This window comes from Bacillus sp. FSL R12-0074, from assembly GCF_038005725.1.
Taxonomy (GTDB): domain Bacteria; phylum Bacillota; class Bacilli; order Bacillales; family Bacillaceae_G; genus Bacillus_A; species Bacillus_A mycoides.
The window spans coordinates 608434-631531 of sequence record NZ_JBBOTR010000001.1 but is presented as its reverse complement, the minus strand read 5'-3'; the positions used below and the strand labels follow the sequence as shown (position 1 = coordinate 631531).

At 35.3% G+C, this 23098-nt stretch carries 17 protein-coding genes and 1 pseudogene; 5 read left to right on the top strand and 13 right to left on the bottom strand.

Features of this window, described 5'->3' with window-relative positions:
• Window positions 1–190: 190 nt before the first annotated feature.
• Window positions 191–1453, top strand: a complete 1263-nt coding sequence (locus NSS97_RS03220; RefSeq protein WP_107887601.1) for a VanW family protein — start codon at window positions 191–193, stop codon at window positions 1451–1453.
• Between the two features lie 54 nt (window positions 1454–1507).
• On the opposite strand, the gene NSS97_RS03215 is transcribed toward NSS97_RS03220, so the two are convergent.
• Together NSS97_RS03215 and NSS97_RS03210 are read right to left on the bottom strand one after the other, a co-directional pair.
• Window positions 1508–1780, bottom strand: a complete 273-nt coding sequence (locus tag NSS97_RS03215) for a hypothetical protein (RefSeq protein WP_016101844.1) — start codon at window positions 1778–1780, stop codon at window positions 1508–1510.
• 14 nt (window positions 1781–1794) lie between these two features.
• Window positions 1795–2313, bottom strand: a complete 519-nt coding sequence (locus NSS97_RS03210) for an RNase A-like domain-containing lipoprotein (protein ID WP_002091018.1) — start codon at window positions 2311–2313, stop codon at window positions 1795–1797.
• A gap of 399 nt (window positions 2314–2712) precedes the next feature.
• On the opposite strand from NSS97_RS03210, the gene NSS97_RS03205 reads away from it, so the two are divergent.
• Entirely contained in the window at window positions 2713–3261 is a 549-nt protein-coding gene (locus NSS97_RS03205; RefSeq protein WP_044444465.1) for a TVP38/TMEM64 family protein, read from the top strand.
• Between the two features lie 63 nt (window positions 3262–3324).
• On the opposite strand, the gene NSS97_RS03200 is transcribed toward NSS97_RS03205, so the two are convergent.
• The 3 genes from NSS97_RS03200 to NSS97_RS03190 all read right to left on the bottom strand — a co-directional run bounded on the left by NSS97_RS03200 (window position 3325) and on the right by NSS97_RS03190 (window position 6595).
• The gene (locus NSS97_RS03200; protein ID WP_044444464.1) at window positions 3325–5025 is read right to left on the bottom strand and encodes a M4 family metallopeptidase; all 1701 of its coding nucleotides are present in this window, start codon (window positions 5023–5025) and stop codon (window positions 3325–3327) included.
• A gap of 167 nt (window positions 5026–5192) precedes the next feature.
• The gene (locus NSS97_RS03195) at window positions 5193–5321 is read right to left on the bottom strand and encodes an NprX family peptide pheromone (protein WP_000733136.1); all 129 of its coding nucleotides are present in this window, start codon (window positions 5319–5321) and stop codon (window positions 5193–5195) included.
• Window positions 5322–5335: 14 nt separating this feature from the next.
• Window positions 5336–6595, bottom strand: coding sequence for a tetratricopeptide repeat protein (locus NSS97_RS03190; RefSeq protein ID WP_044444463.1), 1260 nt, complete (start codon window positions 6593–6595; stop codon window positions 5336–5338).
• Between the two features lie 199 nt (window positions 6596–6794).
• Here NSS97_RS03190 and NSS97_RS03185 point away from each other — a divergent pair, with 199 nt between their 5' ends.
• The gene (locus NSS97_RS03185; protein WP_002169184.1) at window positions 6795–8258 is read left to right on the top strand and encodes a nicotinate phosphoribosyltransferase; all 1464 of its coding nucleotides are present in this window, start codon (window positions 6795–6797) and stop codon (window positions 8256–8258) included.
• A 223-nt stretch (window positions 8259–8481) separates the two neighbouring features.
• Here the strand turns inward: NSS97_RS03185 and NSS97_RS03180 are convergent, their stop codons facing one another.
• The 8 genes and pseudogenes from NSS97_RS03180 to fdhF all read right to left on the bottom strand — a co-directional run bounded on the left by NSS97_RS03180 (window position 8482) and on the right by fdhF (window position 20749).
• Window positions 8482–10842, bottom strand: coding sequence for a heavy metal translocating P-type ATPase (locus tag NSS97_RS03180; protein WP_341111551.1), 2361 nt, complete (start codon window positions 10840–10842; stop codon window positions 8482–8484).
• A gap of 20 nt (window positions 10843–10862) precedes the next feature.
• Entirely contained in the window at window positions 10863–11240 is a 378-nt protein-coding gene (locus tag NSS97_RS03175) for an ArsR/SmtB family transcription factor (RefSeq protein WP_002010461.1), read from the bottom strand.
• A gap of 349 nt (window positions 11241–11589) precedes the next feature.
• Window positions 11590–12137: pseudogene (locus tag NSS97_RS03170) on the bottom strand (class I SAM-dependent methyltransferase).
• A gap of 127 nt (window positions 12138–12264) precedes the next feature.
• Complete coding sequence (locus NSS97_RS03165) at window positions 12265–13680, bottom strand: amino acid permease (protein WP_002029712.1); 1416 nt, start codon at window positions 13678–13680, stop codon at window positions 12265–12267.
• 103 nt (window positions 13681–13783) lie between these two features.
• Entirely contained in the window at window positions 13784–14917 is a 1134-nt protein-coding gene (gene ald / locus NSS97_RS03160) for an alanine dehydrogenase (RefSeq protein WP_341111546.1), read from the bottom strand.
• A 368-nt stretch (window positions 14918–15285) separates the two neighbouring features.
• Complete coding sequence (locus NSS97_RS03155; RefSeq protein ID WP_107887603.1) at window positions 15286–17157, bottom strand: glycerophosphoryl diester phosphodiesterase membrane domain-containing protein; 1872 nt, start codon at window positions 17155–17157, stop codon at window positions 15286–15288.
• A gap of 154 nt (window positions 17158–17311) precedes the next feature.
• The gene (locus NSS97_RS03150; protein WP_002140332.1) at window positions 17312–17794 is read right to left on the bottom strand and encodes a DUF1641 domain-containing protein; all 483 of its coding nucleotides are present in this window, start codon (window positions 17792–17794) and stop codon (window positions 17312–17314) included.
• A 12-nt stretch (window positions 17795–17806) separates the two neighbouring features.
• Window positions 17807–20749, bottom strand: coding sequence for a formate dehydrogenase subunit alpha (fdhF, locus tag NSS97_RS03145; RefSeq protein WP_107887604.1), 2943 nt, complete (start codon window positions 20747–20749; stop codon window positions 17807–17809).
• 295 nt (window positions 20750–21044) lie between these two features.
• On the opposite strand from fdhF, the gene fdhD reads away from it, so the two are divergent.
• Complete coding sequence (fdhD, locus tag NSS97_RS03140; protein ID WP_107887605.1) at window positions 21045–21851, top strand: formate dehydrogenase accessory sulfurtransferase FdhD; 807 nt, start codon at window positions 21045–21047, stop codon at window positions 21849–21851.
• 500 nt (window positions 21852–22351) lie between these two features.
• Window positions 22352–22858, top strand: coding sequence for a GNAT family N-acetyltransferase (locus tag NSS97_RS03135; protein ID WP_002010444.1), 507 nt, complete (start codon window positions 22352–22354; stop codon window positions 22856–22858).
• Window positions 22859–23098 lie beyond the last annotated feature (240 nt).

The following is a 23098-nucleotide window of genomic DNA, read 5'->3' as shown; positions in this document are numbered from 1 at the left end:
TTTCAACATATTTCTCATGCATATTGTGACAAAAAGAGACAATTATTACAGCAGTGTAACATTTTTTATGAAAACATTACACACGTAGTGAAAATAATAGTATACTAGGACGTACATAATGTTATTTTCATCATTTTTATACAAAAAATGTAATACATATATTTATACAAATTTTTCTGGGGGGAAATAAATGAAGCTAAGCAAAATACTGATTGGTTCCGCTATTGCTGGTGGCATATTACTTTGTGTTGGTGGTATTGGTGGATATCAATATGTATCCAAATTAAATAATCAACTAAATACAACTGCACTACCAAACACTACATTTGAAGGTATTTCTCTTGATGGAAAAAATAAAGCAGATATTCAAGCCCTTGTTAATCAAAAGGTGAATGAATTAAATCAAAAACCTCTTAACTACGTATTCCAAAATGATAAGCAAAATTACACGTGGAAAGATTTAGGAGTAGATTATAAAGAGAAGGATATTGTCGACAATATCTTTAAAGAACAAGAAGGGAACGTAATGAATCGTTACAACATGCGTAAGCAAGCTGAAAACGGTGAAGTAAAACGTGACTATAAATTAACACCACAATTAAATACAACAACTTATGAAACCTTTATAAAGGATAAATATAATGAAACATTAAAAAATCCTGTCAACGCCGAATTAAGTGTTGAAGGCTCTACAGTAAATATTAGCCAAAGTCAAAATGGAGAAAAAATTGATAAAGGAAAATTAACCGATTTAACAAGCGCAGCTATTACTTCTGGCACACCCGATGTTGTATTACCAGTTACACTAATAAAACCTGAACGTTCTACAGAAGATATACAACAAATGGGGATTAAAGAAGTGATTGCTGAATATTCTACCCCAATGGCTGGCCGTAATGGAAATCAATCCTATAACGTAAATAAGTCAGCTAATACGTTAAGTGGAGTTATTGTAGCACCTGATGAAACGTTTAGTTTTAATGGCCGTGTTGGCGTAACTGATGCTGCACATGGTTATAAATCCGCAGCAGTATATTCACAAGGTAAAGTTATACAAAGTGCAGGCGGAGGCGTTTGCCAAGTAAGTAGTACTTTATACAGCGCAGCTTTAAGGGCAGATTTAGGAATTGTTTCTCGAAGCAATCATTCTATGCCCGTAAATTATTTACCACTTGGGCAGGATGCAGCAGTGGCAGATTATGGTCCGGATTTAAAATTTAAAAACAATACAGGTAAGCATATTTACATTCAAGCATTTTCAAATGGCGGTAGTATTACTACACGTATTTTCGGTACAAATACTGGTAAAAATGTTGAAGTTTCTTCTCAAGTAATTAGTAATACTGGTGATAGAATAACAGCGGTTACGTATAAAAAAGTAACACAAAACGGTGAAGTACTCTCAAATGGACAAATTTCAAAAAGCGTATATAAAAGTGCCCCAAAACAATGAGATAATATCAAACGGACAAATTTCAAAAAGCGTATACAAAAAGGCGTGATCTACTCACGCCTTTTTCTTTTGCAATAATAGTAAAAAAATTCCCAAATGATCTTTCGTTTCTTCTAAAGACCACACACGATTGCCTTGCTTCGCAGCTAATACGCACGCTTCTTCCCACGCATTCTTTTTCTTCATATTTACTAATTCATCGCGTAATTTCAAAACAATCTCTTCGTCCTCTTGCTCTATAAACTCTTCCATCACGCTTACTATTTCATCCTCATGAATACTTAACGTACAGTATGATTTAAGAAAGTATTGTAATGTTGGATACATATATACTCCCCCCTTTATTTATCTGATGGATAAGAAGTAATAATCTTAAATCCTAGATTTCCTGATTTATCTCTCGCTAAAACAGTAACAGTCTTTACTAGTTTGTCTTTTACAATCATATTTTTCTTTATTACTGTTTTTCCAACTGGGAATGAATGAGTTGTATTCAATACAAGACGAGCCTCTTTAGAGTTTTTCAACCAATCCTGAATTTCTTTATCATGTTGTTTTAAACTATCTTTCACAGCCTTTGTCGCTGTTTCCTTATCATAGTATGTACTTGCCGCTGAAACTTTATCTGTCTTCAAACGATTCTTCAAATCCTCTTCTGATTTGCCTACATGCCTTTCAATCGTATGACCATTTTTAGGTGGCCCTTCCATTTCATCTAAAATATTATCACTAATTTTTTCTACTGATGTAGAATGATCCTCTTTTGGTTTTTCTGTTTTTTGTTCTTTTCCTGCACATCCACTTAAAATCAGCATTAGTGCCAATAAACTACTCAAGAAAAGACTACTTAATCGTTTCATCGTATCACCTCTTCCATGATTATTATCGTAACTCCACTAAAAGTCAATTTCACAAAGAAAAAATGTATACAGTTTTAAAATCCTCATTCATTTTGCTATATTTTCCACCCCCCTTTCATCAAATCACTGTTTTTTGCCCTTTTTAAAATATACCCCCGTGTTTTTATAATTATTTCCCAGATGAAAACACCAATCGAAACACTCCATAAACCCTTTAAACACAGGATTTATGGAGTGTTTTTTAAATAAACTAAATATACCCCTACTTTCATATACCCAATACCTATATAAGGTATAAAAATCCCTTTCTATCAACTGTTTTCTACATTATGTAAATTTGCACTTGCCTATACAATGTAAATATGGTGTAATGCAAAAAAAGATAAAGGATTTTATAAAATGGCTGAAACAATTCAAAACTTCTTAACAGACTATTATTCAATCGCAATTCCACTTAGTATATTAATCAACATCATCATCAGTCTTTTAGGTTTTATCCCTAGTATTTTTTTGACCGCTATTAATATACAACTCTTCGGTGTAACAAATGGTACAATCATTTCGATCGCAGGTGAGGCATTGGGGGCTATTATCTCGTTTTATATTTATCGTATAGGCCTTCAAAGGTTCACTCACGATAAAGTAAATAAGTATCCAAAGGTAGAACGCCTTCTTTACGTAGAAGGCAGAGAGGCATTTCTACTCGTCCTATCTTTTCGTTTTATTCCTTTCATTCCGTCCAGTATCGTTACTTTATTTGCAGCTCTAGGCAAAATGTCATTACTCTCTTTCAGTATTGCTAGCACAATAGGGAAAATACCGGCCTTATTGATCGAAGTATATTCTGCATATCATGTCATAAACGGAACAAATGAAGCGAAATGGATTATTACAATCGCAGGTTGTGTTGGATTATTTTATTTGTGGAAAAAATGGAGAAAAAAATAAAGAAGGAGCATAGGCTCCTTCTTTATTTTTGAAGTATTTTATTAATAACTATCCCTTAAAGCCTTAGTTTACACCAACAGCACTAAATGATTGCTTAACTGCTGCTACTTCTGCAGAGCTAGCACCATATAAATCAGCTGCAGCTTGTACTGCACCAGCACGAGCTTGACTAAATGTAGTAGATTGCGTGAAATACTGTGTATTTGCACGGTAATAAATTGCACCTAGCTTATCTTTACCGATACCAGTTACTGTTACACCAGAATGCGTACCGCCATTTGCTAATAAATAAGCTTGTTTGTTAATGATACCACTGTTTGTATGAACGCCACCGTTATCACTTGAACCAGTGTAACGCTTAGAATAATGATCTGGATCACCATATTTCGTTGGATCACTCATAGAGCGAAGCGCGTCTCCTGCTTTACCAGGCGTGTAAATATCTTCACCAATCTCCCAATCTGGATTACGGTTATCATAGAACTCTACTAATGTACCAAAGATATCAGAAATTGCTTCATTTAATGCTCCTGATTCATTTTGATAAATTAAATTCGAGCTATTTTCCGTAACCGCATGCGTTAATTCATGACCAATTACATCAATTCCACCAGATAATGAAGTAAACGTTACACCATCACCATCTCCGTATACCATTTGTGATCCGTTCCAGAATGCATTATTATAATTACTTCCGTAATGAACTGTTGATTTTAACGGCGCTCCTGCATCATTAATAGAATTTCTATTAAATGTAGCTTTATAGTAATCATATGTTTTACCTGCATAGTAATGAGCATCTACCGCTGCTGCATCATACGCTGCATTGAAAACATTATCTGCATCTGCCCATAATGTTCCTGGTAATGTTGAACGGTTTTTCGCATCATATGTGAAAATCGTTGCCCCGCGTGTATTATCTTGTAAATAGTAAGATGATCCAGATAATGTTGTATTAAGCGACTTCGTATCTCCTAATACACCTTTACCAGTCCCTACTTTATTTGTTCCTGTTACAGGCTTTACAACTGCTTTTGCATCCTGCTTAGGAGCCTCTTGTTTAACTGGAGACTTATCATCATTCGTCACATGATCGATTGTATTAAACTTATTTAACACTTTACCGCTTTCTGCCTCAATGAAATAGTAGTAGTTTCCTGGGCTCGGGTCTAAGAAGTTTAAATTCACAACGTATGCGTATGTTGTATCTTCACCATTTTGATATACATATAAGTCCGCCTTTGGTTCTACTTCATACTTCGGCGTTACTCCTAAATCTTGCTGCGCGATTTCAATTGCCTTTGCGCCTTCAATCTTATTTTTATTTTTCAATTTTTCCTTCTTGTCTAAATCAGGTGCAACTGTTCCAGACAACACTTTTAAAGAACCATCTTTACTTACGTGAGCTACTTGAGTAGAACCCCATACAGGTACTCCTTCGTAAACTTGTTGCATACGTACTACTGTTGAATCAGTTACAGCATCTTTTTTCACTTGTTTTACTTTGAAAGAATCTTGCGCACTCTTTTCCCCTAGCTTATAATCACCCTTTGCCGCATTTAAGTAATCAAACACAACAGATTCCGCTTTCTTACCAGTCGCTCCAGTTAGATCACCAGAAATAAACTCAGGTGACTGTACCGTCTCATTGTACTTCTTAGTAGAGAGTACATTTTTAGAATCCGCAAATGCAGAGCCTGTCCCTCCGAACGTAGTAACTGCCATTCCTGCCGCTAACACTAACGCTAAACTCTTCTTTTTCATCTAACATTCCCCCTAATAAAAAATTTTTGAAAAAGAGTAGTTTCATATTATCATTATGTTTCCACTATTAATATACTAAAAATTCAATTAATTTCTTTCTCAAGTGTTGTAGAATTTTGAGGAACAAATATTGAAAAAAAACCCTTTCCGTTGGGAAAGGGTTTTTTTTATAAATTAATTTGTTCAACTGTTTTAGCTTCTTGCCCTAGAGTATCCGGCTTCCAAGCATACTGAATATCCAATACTACAGCTGCAATTGCCATAACCACAAATGTTCCTGCAATTAACTTTTTCATACTATCCCTCCTCTTTACTCTTCTAATAAAGTAATCGCTAATTTATAATAGCGATTACTTTCTTTAAAATCTGAGCACTCTTCTAAGTATTCAGCTAGTTCTAAGTATACTTTCTTTAAATCTTTTATATTTTCCTCTGTTTTAAAGAAAGGAACTACTTCTGTTTCTAGAAATTTTTTATAGAGGTCTCTTTCTTCAAAATATTTATATCTTAAATTTAACAATAAATATAACATCCCTTTGTATCTATCATCTTTCCTTGCAGCAATGATACCTTTTTCAATCCATTCAGCTGCTTCCTCAAGTTCTCCTAATTGAATACACTGTAATGAGAGCTCATACATGGCATCAATATAATTCATATCCTCTTCTTTTTTATACTTTAAGCATTCTATATAATACTCTTTCGCCTTGGCATAATTTTTTTGTCGGTAGTACAGATAACCAATATTATTTAAAGCAATAGAAAGAATATTATCTTTATCAGCAAAAGAAGTTGCTTCTCTTATGATATGATTATAGATTTCCATAGCTTCATTATATTGTTTTTTTCTAGTATAACTAAACGCAATTAAAAACTTACAATTAATTATATTTCTAAATTTATATTCACTTTTAAAACCTTCTAATGCCACATTAGCAAAATATAATGTCATATGGTCTATTTCCATCTGACTATATGTCAATGCCAAATTATAATATATTCCTGTTTCATAATATCCTAACTCTTTCGCCATCGATTCCGTCTTTAACAGATATTCTAATGCCTGCGTATATTTGTACTGCACAGAATATAATAATGCCTTATTATACGTATATAACATCTTCTGAAAAGGCGAGTATTTCTTATACACTTTCTTCAATCCGTCCAATTCTTCTTCAACAGCAGGGAGATCCCGCTTCATCATTAAATAACGTGTATACAGCAGTTTATAATAATTTATAATTTCAAAATCCAACACATGCTTCATTTCACCTTGCAACTCTTCGTATATGCGCTCTACTTGTTGCTTGTCCAAATGAACTAATGCATTCAACCACTCGTCCAACTTCACTTTCACATCTTCTTCTACATCTCTCAAATCCGTCACAGCAATTTCTAGTCTTGTGCAGAGCAATTGTAGAATTTCTTCTGATGCTTCAATCTTTCCATTTTCGATCTTACTTAAGTATGAGACAGAACAAATGCCCTGACATAATTCTTCTTGTGTCATTTTTTGCTGTAGCCGTTTATAAAAAACTTGCTTGCCTATTTTTTCTAATGTTTGTTGCATTGTCCTCCTCCATTCTCATTACCCCCACTACTCTAATAATACATAAAATCTAGAGAAATATAAATTGATAAATGTAAATTTTCTAAAAAATATGCATTATTTCATTTTTTTCTCTCTTGACTTCAATCCCCTATTACTTCTTTGCTACGAAAGGGGAAAAATTGGTATACTATAATCAAATTACGGAGGTGTTTTCGCAATGAATCATTATAAAGACGATAGTTACGCCTTACATACAGATTTATATCAAATCAACATGGCTTATACATATTGGAAAGATGGTATTCATACTCGCCGTTCTGTTTTTGATCTATACTTTCGAAAGCTTCCATTCGAAAACGGCTATGCTGTTTTTGCTGGTCTTGAAAAAATTGTAGAGTACATAGAAAATTTCAGCTTTACCGAAAGTGACATCGCTTATTTAGCAGAGCTGCAATTCGAAGAAGACTTCCTTCATTATTTACAAAACATGAAATTTACTGGCACGATTCGTAGTATGCAAGAAGGCGAAGTTGTTTTTAATAACGAACCATTATTACGTGTTGATGCACCGCTTGGCGAGGCACAAATAATTGAAACCGCCCTCTTAAATATTGTAAATTACCAAACATTAATTGCTACAAAAGCTGCACGTATGAAGCACGCTGCAAATAATGATGAGCTTTTAGAGTTCGGTACAAGACGAGCTCATGAGTTTGATGCTGCCCTTTGGGGAACACGAGCTGCCTTTATTGGTGGTTTTTCATCTACAAGTAACGTTCGCGCAGGGAAACGATTTGGCATCCCTGTAGCTGGCACACATGCCCATTCTTTCGTTCAAGCATATCGCGATGAATATGTTGCATTTAAAAAATATGCTGAAACACATAAAAAATGTGTATTTCTTGTCGATACATACGACACATTAAAATCTGGTGTTCCAAATGCGATTCGTGTTGCAAAAGAGTTCGGGGATCGTATCGATTTTTATGGCATTCGCCTTGATAGTGGTGATATGGCATATTTATCAAAGGAGGCCAGAAAACAACTTGATGCAGCTGGATTTACAAATACAAAAATTATCGCTTCTAGCGATTTAGATGAATATACGATTATGCACTTGAAATCTCAAGGGGCAAAAATTGATGTATGGGGTGTTGGTACAAAGCTGATTACATCCTTTGAGCAGCCAGCATTAGGGGCTGTTTATAAACTAGTCGCTATTGAAGATACTGACGGAAAATTAAATGATACGATTAAGATTTCATCTAATCCTGAAAAAATTACAACCCCAGGACTTAAACGAGTTTATCGTATTATTAACCGTGTTAACGATCATGCAGAGGGCGATTATATTGCTTTAGAGTCAGAAGAACCCGGAAAAGAAGAGCGTTTAAAAATGTTTCATCCAGTTCATACATATATAAGTAAATTCGTAACAAGCTTTGAAGCACGCGAACTACATCAAGATATTTTCATTAACGGTAAAAGAGCGTATGAATTACCTAATATATTAGATATTCAAAAGTATAATGAACGCAGCCTCTCACTATTTTGGGAAGAGTATATGCGAACTTTAAACCCAGAAGAGTACCCTGTCGATTTAAGCCAAGAATGTTGGGATCATAAAATGAATTATATTCAAACTGTTCGAGAACAGGTTGAAAAAAACATACAAAAATAAAGTGAAGCTTTAATCAGTGGGGTTTTGTCCCTCCCCCACTTATCCATTTTTCAATACTATATGGATATTTGTAAAAAATATATTAAAATAATAAGAAGAATATTATATTTTTGTAAATTTATATATTAAATTATTTAAAAACAAAATAATATTTGATATTATTTTCTTGAGTCAATTTCAACAAAATAACCAATAAAAAGAGGACGCAATTGCGTCCTCTTTTTTATAAATCTTTTACTCGTAGTACACGCATTGCATTTAATACTGCAAGTAACGTCACACCAACATCTGAGAAGACTGCTTCCCACATTGTTGCAATACCAAAGGCGCCGAGTAATAACACTAACCCTTTTACCCCTAATGCAAATATAATATTTTGCCATACGATGCTACGTGTACGTTTTGCAATTTTTACTGCTGTCACAATTTTTGAAGGCTCATCAGTCATAATAACGATGTCAGCAGCTTCAATTGCTGCATCCGACCCTAAGCCGCCCATCGCAATACCAACGTCTGCCCTTGCTAGTACTGGCGTATCATTAATACCATCACCGACGAATGCAATCTTTTCTTTACCGCGTTTTGCTGCATCAATTTTTTCGATTTCTTCTACTTTTTGGTGTGGTAATAATTCGGCATGAACTTCATCTAAACCTAATTCTTTACCAACAGCTTCCCCGACTGATTTTGCATCACCAGTTAACATGACTGTCTTCTTAATACCTAGTTCTTTTAACTTTTGAATTGCTTGTTTTGAATCCTCTTTTACCTCATCAGAGATAACAATATACCCTGCATGTTTACCATCTACAGCAACATGAACTAGTGTACCTACTGTATTTGGTTGCTTAAATGTAATGTTTTCTTTGCTCATTAATTTAGCATTACCTGCGAAAATTTCTTTTCCTTGTACTTTTACAACCGTACCATGACCAGAAATTTCACTATAGTCTTCAATAGCATTTTCATCGATTGATTTTCCATATGCATTTCGAATAGATTGTGCAATCGGATGATTTGAATATACTTCTGCAAATGCCGCATATTCTAATAGCTCTTCAGCTGTGATACCTTCACTAGGCTCCATCTTCGTAACTTTAAAGACACCTTTTGTTAATGTTCCTGTTTTATCAAAAACGATATATTTCACATCATTCAATGCTTCTAAATAGTTACTTCCTTTTACTAAAATACCACTTTTAGATGCCCCACCAATACCGCCAAAGAATCCAAGAGGAATCGATACAACGAGCGCACATGGACAAGAGATTACTAAGAATACTAAAGCTCTATAAATCCAATCGGAGAATGTAGCACCCTCTAAAATAAGTGGTGGAATAAATGCCATTATTGCCGCTGTTATAACTACAACAGGAGTATAATAACGTGCAAACTTTGTAATAAAGTTTTCTGTTGGCGCTTTTTTGCTACTTGCATTTTGTACTAAGTCTAAAATTTTCGATACAGTGGATTCACCGAACTCTTTTGTAACTTCGACAATTAATACACCATTTTGGTTTACAAAACCACTTAATACGTCATTACCAACTTCTACTTCCCTCGGTACAGACTCACCTGTTAACGCTGAAGTATCCATCATTGATGTTCCCTCAACTACTTTCCCGTCTAACGGTACTTTTTCACCTGGTTTTACGATAATATACTCACCAATTTGCACATCTTCTGGTGATACTTGTTTCGTTTCGTTTCCAACTTTCACATTCGCATAGTCAGGACGAATATCCATTAATGACGTAATTGATTTTCGAGAACGATTTACTGCAATACTTTGGAACAGTTCCCCTACTTGGTAAAATAGCATAACTGCTACCGCTTCTGGATATTGTTGAATCGCGAAAGCTCCTAAAGTTGCAATTGCCATTAAAAAGTTTTCATCGAACACTTGGCCGCGAGTTATGTTTCTTACCGCTCTCCAAACGATATCTCCACCTATTAATAAATAAGCAAGGACGAATAATGGAATTGTTATCATTTGCGGTAATCCGGCTAATGCAGCAATTCCTGTCAAAATTCCACCGACTACTAATCGTCCTATCATCTTTTTCACATTTCCATCACCATGATCATGACCGTGGTCGTGTCCTTTTTCCTCTTCACGAACAACTTTTACATCCGGCTCTAACTTTTGAACAACATTTTTTATATTTTGCACAGTCGATTCAAGTTCTCTTTTATTTGCAACTTCTACTCTTAATTTCTTTGATACGAAATCAACAGTCGCTTCTGAAACTGTTGGCATTTCTTTTACCTTATTTTCAATCTTCATTGCACAATTTGCACAGTCTAAGCCTTCTAATACAAATACTTCTTTTACTGATTTTGTTTTTTGCTCTTCTTGCACTTTAATATGTGGCTCTAATTTTGTAACAAGTTGCTTCGCTTCCGTAACAACTTGATTTTCTTTATTTTGCGGTGTTTCTAAAAGCATCGTTTTTGTTGCAAAGTTTACGGAACAAGATGTTACCCCTTCTATATTCCCAACACCTTTTTCAATTTTCATTGCACAATTTGCACAATCTAAACCTTCTAGCATAAGTTTCTTTTTCACTAATGCTTCTGGCATCGTTCTCCCTCCTCGCTTTTTTATTCTTCCTCGTTTACGTGTTCAAACGCTTGCTCGAAGATATGAATTACGTGTTGATCAGCTAATGAGTAATAAACTACCTTTCCTTCTTTACGGTTCTTTACAAGCTTTGCTTGCTTTAATACACGAAGCTGATGTGAGATTGAAGATTGCGTCATTCCTAATAAATAAGCTAAATCACAAACACACATTTCAGCTTCAAATAATGCATGTAATATTCTCGTACGTGTACGGTCACCTAATACTTTAAATAATTCTGCTACTTTACTTAAACTTTCATCAGTCGGAATTGTTTGTTTTACTTGATCCACGATTTCCTCGTGAATTACCGTTTGAGAACATGCTTCCTGTTGCGTTTCTACTTTATTTTCAGCCATCACAGCTCACCTCTTTATTTGAACATATGAACAACTATTCATATGTCTTATACCTTTATTATATGAGCGTCCATTCATATGTGTCAATGAATTCTCATACATTTTTTAAAACATTTCGTTCACATTTCAAAATAAACATATAAATATTCTCCACGTCTATCATGCTCTTCATACAAAAAGGATGCACGAATATCGTACATCCTTTTCTTATTTATCCCGCATTAACGGGCAGTAAGACTCCCACCTCAAAATGCAGCTGGAACAAAGAAGTTAGGTGGGAGATTAACTGCCCGTAAAAGCCCGATTGGCGAGGACTAATAATCAGTGGGGGATGAAGCCCCCCCACTGATTAAAGTTTCACTGCATCCACAATTAACGAAGCAAATCCTAATTTACCATCTTGATTTCTATGATCAAAACGTTTCGAACGATAAATAAGTCCACCGTTCTCTTTCCAATCACTATAATGAAACTCACCATTCTCATCACAGTATTCTAAAAGCTTTACTTGAAAACCTACTGCTTCAAACATAGATATAATCGTTTTGTAGTTATGTACAATTTTATGACTTGCAGCTGGATGATCTAACGGACCGGGTCCTCCCACTTGCACACCACGCTGATATTCTTCATTGTGGGGAAAAATGCATCCGGCACTGCACAACGAATATAACCATCATCTTGTAAAAACTCAAAGCATATTTTAGCTGCTTCTATACCTTCTTCATACGATAAATGCTCCCATACATGTTCAGCTAAAATTACCGATAAAGAATTAGGCTGAAATTTATTAAGCCACGTTTCTCTTTTTAATAAATTTAATTCATCCTCATTTGTATGTAACCAACCTGGATTATTATTATATCCCTCTGCTCCAACGACAACTTTCGTCTCCATCTTTCCACCCCTTTTTCATATTCCGACATAAAAAGTTCGACAAAGTAACATTGACCCCCTTTATTTCCCCAAAAGAAAAAACCTTGCGCGCTCCCTAGACGCACAAGGCTTACTATCTTATATCCCTTTAATTAGCTTTTTCTAAACTATCTTGCGAACTTCCATCTTCTTTTAGATGACTGTGCTTTTTCGAATATACAAAGTATACAACTACTCCTATTGCCAACCAAACACCGAAGTATATCCATGTTTTTAACGGTAGATTTACCATTAAGAATAGACAGCATGCAACTGAAATAATCGGTAAGATTGGTACAAATGGTACCATAAATCCACGTTGTAATTTCGGATGCGTTTTACGAAGAATGATGACAGTTACACCAACCATCGCGAATGTTAATAACGCTCCAATATTCGCTAAATTTGACAATTCTTTTAAATCGATAAATCCAGCAATTAAAGCACTACCAATTCCTGTTAACCAAACTGAAAATGTTGGTGCTTCTGTCTTCTTGTTAATTTTCGCAAAAGATTTTGGCAATAAACCATCACGGCTCATCGCGAAGAATACACGTGTCGTAGCGTAGATGTATGCGAAAATTACAGCCATAATACCAATTACAGCTCCAATAGCAATTACACCAGCTACTTTATCTTGTCCTACAACTTCTAGTACATAGGCCATCGCTTCAGGTACATCTAATTCCTTGTAAGAAACCATACCTGTCATAACGAGACAAACTACAACATAAATGATTGTACAAATGACTAATGAAGCAATAATACCAATCGGTAGATCACGTTGCGGATTTTTTACTTCTTCAGCAGAAGTTGCTAATGCATCAAATCCTAAGAAAGCGAAGAATACTGCTGCTCCTCCGGCAAAGACTCCACTTAAGCCGTACGGTGCAAATGGTATCCAGTTTTCTGGTTTCACGTAGAATACACCAACTGCAATGAATAAAACAACAATACCAATTTTAATTAATACCATTATGTTATTCACACGCTTACTTTCTTTTGTACCTCGTGATAATAACCAAGTTATCACCAACGTAATGATAACTGCGGGTAAGTTCACCATACCACCTTGCGATGGAATCGTTAACAATGCTTTAGGAATTTCAAGTCCCAATCCACTCACTAAATTATTGAAATAACCTGTCCATCCGCCAGCTACTGCAGCAGTCGTTACGACATATACGGATAGCAATGTCCATCCCATTAAATGGGCAACAAACTCACCAATTGTTGCATATGAATATGTGTACACACTACCTGAAACAGGAAGTGCAGATGCAACCTCTGCATAACATAAAGCTGCAAATCCACAAACAATTGCTGCAATCATAAATGAAAAAATAACTGCTGGACCAGCATCTCTTGCTGCTACTAATCCAGTTAATACTAGAACTCCTGTACCAATTATCGCACCAATCCCTAGCATTGTTAGGTCAAATGCCCCTAGCGTTTTCGTCAAAGTTTTACTTTTACTTTCCCCTAACAATTGCGTAACGGATTTCTTTTTAAATAGGTTGGCCACGATGAATGCCCCCTTTTACCAAGAAGAGCTAAGAGGTATTATCTCTTAGCTCTTATCATGTTGTTTTATATATTGTTCGATTTTGTTTTGTATAATGCTTCTATTAGCAAGATACTGTTTCTGCTTCTAATAATTCTTTAGCACCTTTGTACTCTACACCGTGAGCTTCTGCAACTGCTTCGAATGTTACATAGCCTTCTAATGTATTAATACCTTTTAATAATGCAGTGTTGCCTAGGCAAGCTTCTTTGTAGCCTTTGTTAGCAATTTGTACTGCATATGGTACTGTTACGTTTGTTAATGCAAGAGTTGATGTACGTGGAACCGCACCTGGCATGTTTGCAACTGCATAGTGAACAACGCCGTGTTTTTCATAAGTTGGGTTATCATGAGTTGTAATACGGTCAGTTGTTTCGAAAATACCACCTTGGTCAATCGCGATATCTACAACAACAGAACCTTGTTCCATTGATTTAATCATTTCTTCTGTTACAAGTTTTGGCGCTTTTGCACCTGGGATTAATACTGCACCGATTACAAGATCAGACTCTTTTACAGCTTCTGCAATATTGTAAGGATTAGACATTAAAGTTTTTACTTGGTTTCCGAAAATGTCATCTAATTGACGAAGACGTTCTGCACTTAAGTCGATGATTGTTACATCCGCACCTAGTCCAACTGCAATTTTAGCAGCATTTGTACCAGCTTGTCCACCACCGATAATTGTTACTTTACCACGTTTAACTCCTGGAACACCTGCAAGTAAGATACCTTTACCGCCTTTGTTTTTCTCAAGGAATTGCGCACCGATTTGTGCAGCCATACGACCAGCTACTTCACTCATAGGTGCAAGTAATGGTAATGAACGGTTTTCTAATTGTACTGTTTCATATGCGATAGCAACAACTTTCTTCTCGATTAACGCTTTTGTTAATTCTGGTTCTGGAGCTAAGTGTAAGTATGTGAATAAGATTAAACCTTCGCTGAAGTGTTTGTATTCGCTTTCAACTGGTTCCTTAACTTTCATAACCATTTCCATGTTCCAAGCTTCTTCAGCTGTATCAACAATTTTTGCTCCCGCTTCAACATACTGAGCATCTGTGAAACCAGATCCTACACCTGCATCCCTTTGAATGAATACTTCGTGATTGTTACGAACTAAATGTACAACACCTGCTGGTGTCATTGCCACACGGTTTTCGTTGTTTTTAATTTCTGCTGGTACCCCAATACGCATAATGAAATGCCCCCTTATAATTAACAGAAAAAAGGAATTCTTTTTTCTTTTTGTAATAATTAATAACTTATGTCCTTATTCTAGCATAACTTAAAAATTATGAAAACGCTAACATACCATTTTTTTAAAGTTTATATATTTAGAATAGTGTAAATATACGAAACATTGATTCTATTGGGTTATTTGTACCATCTCATTATCTATCACTCTATTTACATTATATCCATTCAAAACGCATAGTAATTATTTATTATTTGACAATAATGTAACAATGCAAAAAACTAAGTAGTTACGTATACATATACACTTATTACTTTGTACAATACTTTAGAAATATATTCTTTCCATAAAAAAACAGCTACTAGCATTTAGCCAGCAGCTGGATAGATCATAAATAACTTTGAAAATAGATCTTCTGTCGTCTCGGTAATTTTATCAAACATATCACTTTCACGATCTTCTTGCTCTTTTAACATCTTAATTGTTTCACGTGCGTCTTCAGGATAATCGGTAATGATACCATCCACGTTTAACTTATAATATGCCTTTAAACTTTCCATATCATTTACTGTCCATACGTAAATTGGCTTGTTTAGCTTCCTTGCTTCTTTTACTAATTTCTTATTTAACATGTATTCTTCTGCTACATAAAAATCAGCCTTCACATTCTTTAAGTTAGCTCTACTCGCATACAGTATGTATCCTACTTTTATATTTGGATTTGCACGTTTAAACTCTTTAATAAGCGGATAGTGTAACGTTTGAATGACACATTGCTTCTCAAATTCATTATCTTTAATCACTTTTAATACTTTGTTTACGAAATCTTTTTCGCCACCATGGAGCTTCACTTCAATATTAAGTTTGATTTTTCCTTTTGCCAGCTTAATGATCTCATCAAGTGTACTTATTTGTCCTGAAAACCCATCTTGACTAAGGGTAAGCTGTCTTAACTCCTCCATCGTTAAATCTGACACGTGAACATTAGCATTCGCAAGACGTTTTAGCTTCAAATCATGTATAACTGCTAGTTCACCGTCTTTTGTTTGCAGTACATCAATTTCAGCGTAGTCTGCTTTGGCATCAATAGCCCCCTGCAGAGCTTCTTTCGTATTCTCTACACCTTTTGAAATATAACCACGATGAGCCATAATAATTGGTTCTTTATATGAATTTGAAATAAACGTTACAATGAAGGCAACGACCATTCCGGCAGTAATAATTCCTACAATATATACACCCATAAATTTCCAACGATGTTTTTGGAAGAAACATTTATCTGCTTTTGTTTTCGAATAATCTAATCCTTCTTCTAATAAAACATCTTCAACCGGAACCTTTTGTAAATACAATCGTGTTATTGCCATAATATAAAATGGCGTCACGATAAAACTAAATAAATACAATGTACTCGTTAAAAATACAGACATTGTTGATTCTGCTAATAATGCAAATGTTCCCTGTGGATTTGTAAATTCATACATGCCCCATAGACACAATAAATACATTCCAAAAAATACACCGTACACAATCCCTATTGAAATAAAAAATCCTACTAAAAAGAATAGTACTTTAAAAAAACTTTCTTTTACTAACGTTGCACTTTTACGTGCTGCTGTGCGAAACGGCTTTTGCTCTAAAACAACAATAGGTAGAACAAAAATCCAGCGAAGGTTCAAATACGCAACTACAGCAAAGAACGTGTAATAACCAACTTGTCCCATCGTTGTCTTAAACAGTTCTCCTGTAATAAAGTTAGGAATTTGAATTTGCGGAATTAATGCCGTTTCATATCCAAGATTTAAAAGAGGTAACAATACGACAGCATATAAAATAAATCCTGGTAAGCAATATGTGAAAAGAGTAGGTAAATACGTTACGGTTTTATATAAAATCGGACGTAATTTCACCTTTTGTCTTTTATGAGCGAAGTACGAAATGATAATAAGCACCGCAAATTCCGTAAAGATAAGAAACAGTGCTAACAATGATAAAATTACGATTGCCAAAATGCCGTATGGTGTCTTTAAAAACGCTAATAATTCATCATTCGTCGCATTTGCATAACCACCAAAATACAATAACTTATTAAAAATGATCCCAAATAGCGGGACAAATACAATCGCTGCTAATAATTTATAAGCAAGTTGAAAGGTTAATACATTCCAAAAAGCAAATCTAACTGTTTGAAAGGAATGTCCCATTACCCCTGGTATAGATAGTCTTTTACGGTGTTGCATATATTCCTCCACATTCTAAAACGATATTTGAGATGGATTCCACATTTCCATTTCCAACCCATCTTTTTAATAATAATATATTCCGCTTAACATGAACACTCTTATACATACAATGAAAAAGTGATGGCTACTTGCCATCACTTTTTCATTTACTCTATTTTTTCTCTAACCCTTGACCAAATGCTTTCAAGAAGCTAAAACCGAATGTAATTGCTCTATTGATATCTGGATCTTTTAACACTTTAAAGAAATCCATCACTTTTGTTTTTTTACCACTATTTAATTCCTCTGTTGCAAATTGTAATCCAGTGACTAAACTAGATGTTATTTGTTTCGTTATTTCTGGGTCCACTGAAGATAATGCCTCTCCTGCCCCCATCATATTGTTTAATGCATTTTTTACTGGTTCACGATTCAATTGTTCAACAGCTATTTTGGAAACATCTTCTTTTGCAGCAAGTAAACTAATTGCTGCATCTAAAATTCCTGCTTTTTGCAACTGCGCTAATAGCTGCATCGTCTCTTCTACTGCTTCTCTATTCTCAGCTAGATCATTTAACAACTCATCTGTTACTTGCTGTTTTTTTTCTTCTTCTGTTACAATCTTCTTTTTAATTAAAGTAATCTCTTTTGCCATTATCTCCGCCCCCTAATTCTGGTCCACAAGTGATACGTATTGTTTTCTTTGCCACTTTCGCTCGATTTCAACACCATTTTGCGGATGACGTTTTTTATCTCTCGGGTTTGAAGATGGTAACGGACGATTTCCTTTTTCACGTAATACGCGCAGTTTCACCATTGTTTGTTTATAAGCTGGTGTACACGTATAAATGTCTGTTGCTGTTCCTGTTAAAATATTGATTGCCTCTTCATTTACTGTCGCATGCATCGGCAAATACAACTCATTTCCAGTTACACGATCTGTAACAAGCGCTTGTACTTTGATTTTTCCAAATGGTGATGCTAACTCTACAAGACCACCATCTTTCACATTGCGTTCTTTAGCAAGTTCAGGTGAAATTTCAACAAATACTTCAGACACTTTAGATAAAATACCAGCCGACTTATTCGTCATATTCCCTTCATGGAAATGCTCTAGCATACGGCCATTATTTAATAGTAAATCATACTCATCTGGTGCTATAACTGGCGGAACCCATTCATCTAGTGATAAACGTGCTAGTTTGTCTGGGAAGTTAAATCCATCTACATATAATAATGGTGTATCACTACCATCATGGCTACCCCAACATAAACTATTCCAGCCTTCTAGACGGTCGTACGTCGCTTGAGAGTATAACGGTGTAAGCGATGCAATTTCGTCCATAATTTCACTTGGACTTCCATAATTCCAGTCTCCGCCCAGTGCACGAGCTACTTTTTGTAAAATCCACCAATCTGGTTTTGAATCACCAAGCGGTTTCAATACTTCGTATAATCTTTGAATACGGCGCTCTGTATTCGTAAACGTTCCTTCTTTTTCTAAGCTTGGTGCCGCTGGTAAAATAACATCGGCGAAACGAGCTGTTTTCGATAAGAACATATCTTGAACAACAAGGAAGTCTAAATTCGCTAAAATATGTTGTACATGGTTGGCATTTGAATCTACTAAAGCCATTTCTTCTCCCATAACATACATACCACGTAGTTTTCCTTCTTCGGCCGCAAGTAACATTGCGATATTATTTAATCCCGGTTCTTTCGGAATGGTAGTACCGTATGCTTTTTCAAATTTCGCACGATGCACATCATCTGAAACAGCTTGGTAACCCGGAAGCCAGTTCGGTAATGTCGCCATATCACAAGCACCTTGTACGTTATTATGCCCGCGTAACGGATACGCACCGGCACCAGGACGACGGTAGTTACCTGTAACGAGAAGTAAATTTGAAATTGCTGCTGACGTTGTACTTCCTCCTGTATTTTGAGTTACACCCATTCCCCAAAGTACACAAGTACCATCTGCTTCATATACCATACGAGCCATTTCTTTTAACTGAGCTTTAGAAATCCCTGTAATTCCCTCAGTATAATCAAGCGTATATTTTTCTAGCATTTTGCTATATTCATCAAAATTCTTTACATTTTCAGCTATGAACTTTTTATCGTGCCAATCTTGATCAATAATGTATTTCGTTATCCCAGCAAGCCATACATAATCCGTCCCTTGACTCGGGTGAACAAATATATCAGCACGCTCCGCCATTTCATGTTTACGAAGGTCTGCGACAATTAGTTTTTGTTCATGTAATTTATGAGCACGCTTCACTCTAGTTGCAAGTACAGGATGTCCTTCTGTTGGATTTGCCCCAACAATAATAACAAGACCTGCCTCAGCAATATCTTTCACTGTTCCAGCATCTCCGCCCATACCGACAGTTTTAAATAAACCGTCTGTTGCTGGAGATTGGCAATAACGGGAACAGTTATCTACATTATTTGTTCCATATATTTGACGAGCTAGTTTTTGCATAAGATAGTTTTCTTCATTTGTTACTTTCGAAGAAGAAATAAACCCAAACGCATCGCTACCATACTCTGATTTAATATGTTGCATATTAGATGCAACAACTTCAAGAGCCTCTTCCCATGAAGCCTCAACAAACATATCTCCTTGGCGAATTAACGGCTTTGTAATACGCTCTTCACTGTTCACAAAGTCCCATCCGAATTTTCCTTTTACACATGTGGAAATACCATTAACCGGTGCATCTGAAACAGGTTGCACTTTTAAAATTTGACGATCTTTCGTCCATACTTCAAATGAACAACCTACCCCACAAAATGTACAAACTGTTTTTGTCTTATTAATTTTCGTCTTACGCATCGCGGACTCTACTTCTGAAACTGCTAAAATACTGCTATATCCAGGCTCTACATCTTTTACAAAATCAATCATTGGATTTAGCACATCTGGTTTTAAACCAGTCATAAATCCAGCTTCTCCTAGCATCGTTTTTTCCATTAATGCATTACAAGGACAAACTGTTACACATTGCCCACAACTAACACAAGACGAGTCATTTATACTCACACCATTGTCCCAAATAACACGTGGACGGTCTAAACTCCAATCAATCGATAAAGTTTCATTTACTTGTAAATTTTGGCATACTTCTACACACTGCCCACAAGCAATACATTGATTTGGATCGTATCGATAGAATGGATGCGACGTATCCACTTCGCATGCACTTACTTTCGGCTCATATGGATATTTCTGTTCTTCAATCTCCATCATATGTACTGTATTATGGACTTTACAGTTACCATTATTGTTATCACATACTGTACAATACAATAAATGATTCTCTAATATTCGATCCATCGCTTCAGTTTGTGCTTCCTTTGCACGTTCCGATTGCCTCTCAATATGCATACCATCTTCCAACTTCGTCGAACAGGCACGTAGTAAACTTCCATTCACTTCTACAATACATGTATCACAAGTTTGAATAGGATCTACCTCTGGTACATGACAAATTTGAGGATGTTCTAAATTACTTTCGTTAAACAATTGGAGTATCGTCTTTTCACCTGATACGAAAAATTCTTTACCATCAACGGTTACACGGACTGTCTGTTCTGTCATAGTTTCCCCTCTCCTTACAACTAACTGTACAACACAATTATGAATCCGTTTTCATAATTGTGTTGTACATATTTTTGAAGCGCCCTGTTGAAATACTTTCCTTTGGAAGTCGATTCTAGATGTTATAAGGTATAACTACGAAAGCTTGAAAATGTCGCTATTCTACAAATCTATTATATCGTACATATACAATAATAACCAAAATAATCTGCCATCTTCTTGTTAGTAGATGCTTTTGTTTTTTCGATGTTTTATGATAAATATGGAGAAAAATACATATAAAGGGGAATTTAATATGGGACCTATTCAAGAAACATATACAATTGTACGTTATCAATCTGGTACATTTTCAAAACAAACCGATGAGGTTGTTACGGAATCTCCTATTACAATTAAATTAAATAGCGAAGAATACGTAACAGTTGTATGCACTCCTAATTACATTGAAGATATGGTAACCGGTTTTTTAATTTCTGAAGGAATTATTTCTTCTTATAAAGATATTGAAGAAATATGGATCCAAAAAGAAAACGGAATTGTCCATGTAAAATCATCAAAAATTAATCCGCTCTATCAAACTTTATATAATAAACGGTACGTAACTTCTTGTTGTGGGAAAAGTAGACAAGGTTTTGTTTTTGTCAACGATGCAGCAAAAGCAAAAAAGTTACATGATATACATATAACTATTACTCCGGAAGAATGTTTTCACCTAATGACTTCCTTACAACAATCTTCAACTACATTTCGCCAAACGGGTGGTGTGCATAATACCGCTTTATGTGATCGAAATAACATTCTTTTATCAAGAATGGATATCGGAAGACATAATGCGCTAGATAAAATATACGGTCATTGTTTACGAAACAATATCTCTGTTCAAGGGAAAATCATTGCGTTTAGCGGACGCATCTCATCTGAAATTTTGTTAAAGGTTTCAAAAATAGGTTGCGAAATTGTTCTATCTAAATCAGCTCCAACTAAACTAGCTCTGCAACTCGCCCACGATTTAGGTATTACCGTAGTAGGATTTATTCGAAATGGATCTTGCAATATTTATACACATCCGGAACGAATCGATGGCTACAAAATAAACGATTGAATACGTAAAAGAAAGTGAAAATTTAATCAGTGGAGGGTTTTTCCCTCCTCACTGATTATTAGCCCAACCAATCGGGCTTTTACGGGCAATCCGACTCCCACGAATAGTTGGATAAAAATGACTCCTTTACAAAGCGGAAATTTTAGTTATAAAAATGTAACATATTAAAACCTTGAATAGTTAATAAAGTTAATATATAATTTCATTACATAAAGTGAAACTATAATCAGTGGGGGTGTTCATCCCCCACTGATTATTAGCCTTCACCAATCGGGCTTTTACGGGCAGCCCGACTCCCACCTAACTTCTTTGCTCCAGCCGAATTTTGAGGTAGGAGTTTTACTGCCCACAAATAGCGGGATAAATAAAATGAAAACATAGTAGCATAATCTTTTCATTCTTTTACAAATTAAGAAAGAATAGTCACAGAATACATTTAACTAAACTTAATCTTACAAAGTTAATGAATTAAATTTGAATCAATCTAGGAGGTTACAACTATGGAAATTCGCTTATTAACAACAGAGGATGCAGAAATTTATTTGAAAGTGTGTATGGAAGGTTTAATGAAAAACCCTGAGGCTTTTAGCTCTTCTTATGAAGATGTTCTTAAACAGGAAAACCCTGTCGCTGCTATGGCAAAGCGATTAAGCAATCCGGATAAGTATACTCTAGGTGTCTTCAAAGATAATGATTTAATCGGTATTGCTACTCTAGAAACAAAGCCATTTATTAAGCAGGAGCATAAGGCAAAAATCGGCTCAGTTTTTGTTTCTCCAAAAGCGCGTGGCCTCGGTGCAGGACGAGCTTTAATTAAAGCGATTATTGAAAATGCCGATAAATTACATGTAGAACAGCTTATGCTTGATGTTGTCGCTGATAACACTGCTGCAAAAAAATTATATGAGTCCCTCGGCTTCCAAACTTACGGTGTACAAGAACGGTCCTTAAAACATAATGGCCAGTATTGGGACGAAGAGCATATGGTTTTATTCTTAAATAATTAACATTTTAATATAATTTTTCAAAAGCATCTTCTTATTAATTAAGATGCTTTTTTCATTACAACAATGTAATCTTCATGTCACCTTTATCGATCGTTCCAATCCTTTCCATTCGTTATACTAAAAATATAAAGTGAAACTTCACTCAGCGAGTAGGATCCGTCTCCCGCTAATTATTAAATGAACGTATAGCATGCAATTGATATGTAGAGGAGAATGTAACATGAAACAAAACAAACAAGC

What these genes read in the sequence shown, in the direction of transcription:
- NSS97_RS03175 (WP_002010461.1), bottom strand. Translation starts at nt 11,240, where the DNA reads ATGGCTGAAAATAAAGTAGAAACGCAACAGGAAGCATGTTCTCAAACG.
- NSS97_RS03185 (WP_002169184.1), top strand. Translation starts at nt 6,795, where the DNA reads ATGAATCATTATAAAGACGATAGTTACGCCTTACATACAGATTTATAT.
- ald (WP_341111546.1), bottom strand. Translation starts at nt 14,917, where the DNA reads ATGCGTATTGGGGTACCAGCAGAAATTAAAAACAACGAAAACCGTGTG.
- fdhD (WP_107887605.1), top strand. Translation starts at nt 21,045, where the DNA reads ATGGGACCTATTCAAGAAACATATACAATTGTACGTTATCAATCTGGT.
- fdhF (WP_107887604.1), bottom strand. Translation starts at nt 20,749, where the DNA reads ATGACAGAACAGACAGTCCGTGTAACCGTTGATGGTAAAGAATTTTTC.
- NSS97_RS03190 (WP_044444463.1), bottom strand. Translation starts at nt 6,595, where the DNA reads ATGCAACAAACATTAGAAAAAATAGGCAAGCAAGTTTTTTATAAACGG.
- NSS97_RS03155 (WP_107887603.1), bottom strand. Translation starts at nt 17,157, where the DNA reads ATGCAACACCGTAAAAGACTATCTATACCAGGGGTAATGGGACATTCC.
- NSS97_RS03135 (WP_002010444.1), top strand. Translation starts at nt 22,352, where the DNA reads ATGGAAATTCGCTTATTAACAACAGAGGATGCAGAAATTTATTTGAAA.
- NSS97_RS03180 (WP_341111551.1), bottom strand. Translation starts at nt 10,842, where the DNA reads ATGCCAGAAGCATTAGTGAAAAAGAAACTTATGCTAGAAGGTTTAGAT.
- NSS97_RS03215 (WP_016101844.1), bottom strand. Translation starts at nt 1,780, where the DNA reads ATGTATCCAACATTACAATACTTTCTTAAATCATACTGTACGTTAAGT.
- NSS97_RS03210 (WP_002091018.1), bottom strand. Translation starts at nt 2,313, where the DNA reads ATGAAACGATTAAGTAGTCTTTTCTTGAGTAGTTTATTGGCACTAATG.
- NSS97_RS03205 (WP_044444465.1), top strand. Translation starts at nt 2,713, where the DNA reads ATGGCTGAAACAATTCAAAACTTCTTAACAGACTATTATTCAATCGCA.
- NSS97_RS03200 (WP_044444464.1), bottom strand. Translation starts at nt 5,025, where the DNA reads ATGAAAAAGAAGAGTTTAGCGTTAGTGTTAGCGGCAGGAATGGCAGTT.
- NSS97_RS03195 (WP_000733136.1), bottom strand. Translation starts at nt 5,321, where the DNA reads ATGAAAAAGTTAATTGCAGGAACATTTGTGGTTATGGCAATTGCAGCT.
- NSS97_RS03220 (WP_107887601.1), top strand. Translation starts at nt 191, where the DNA reads ATGAAGCTAAGCAAAATACTGATTGGTTCCGCTATTGCTGGTGGCATA.
- NSS97_RS03150 (WP_002140332.1), bottom strand. Translation starts at nt 17,794, where the DNA reads ATGGCAAAAGAGATTACTTTAATTAAAAAGAAGATTGTAACAGAAGAA.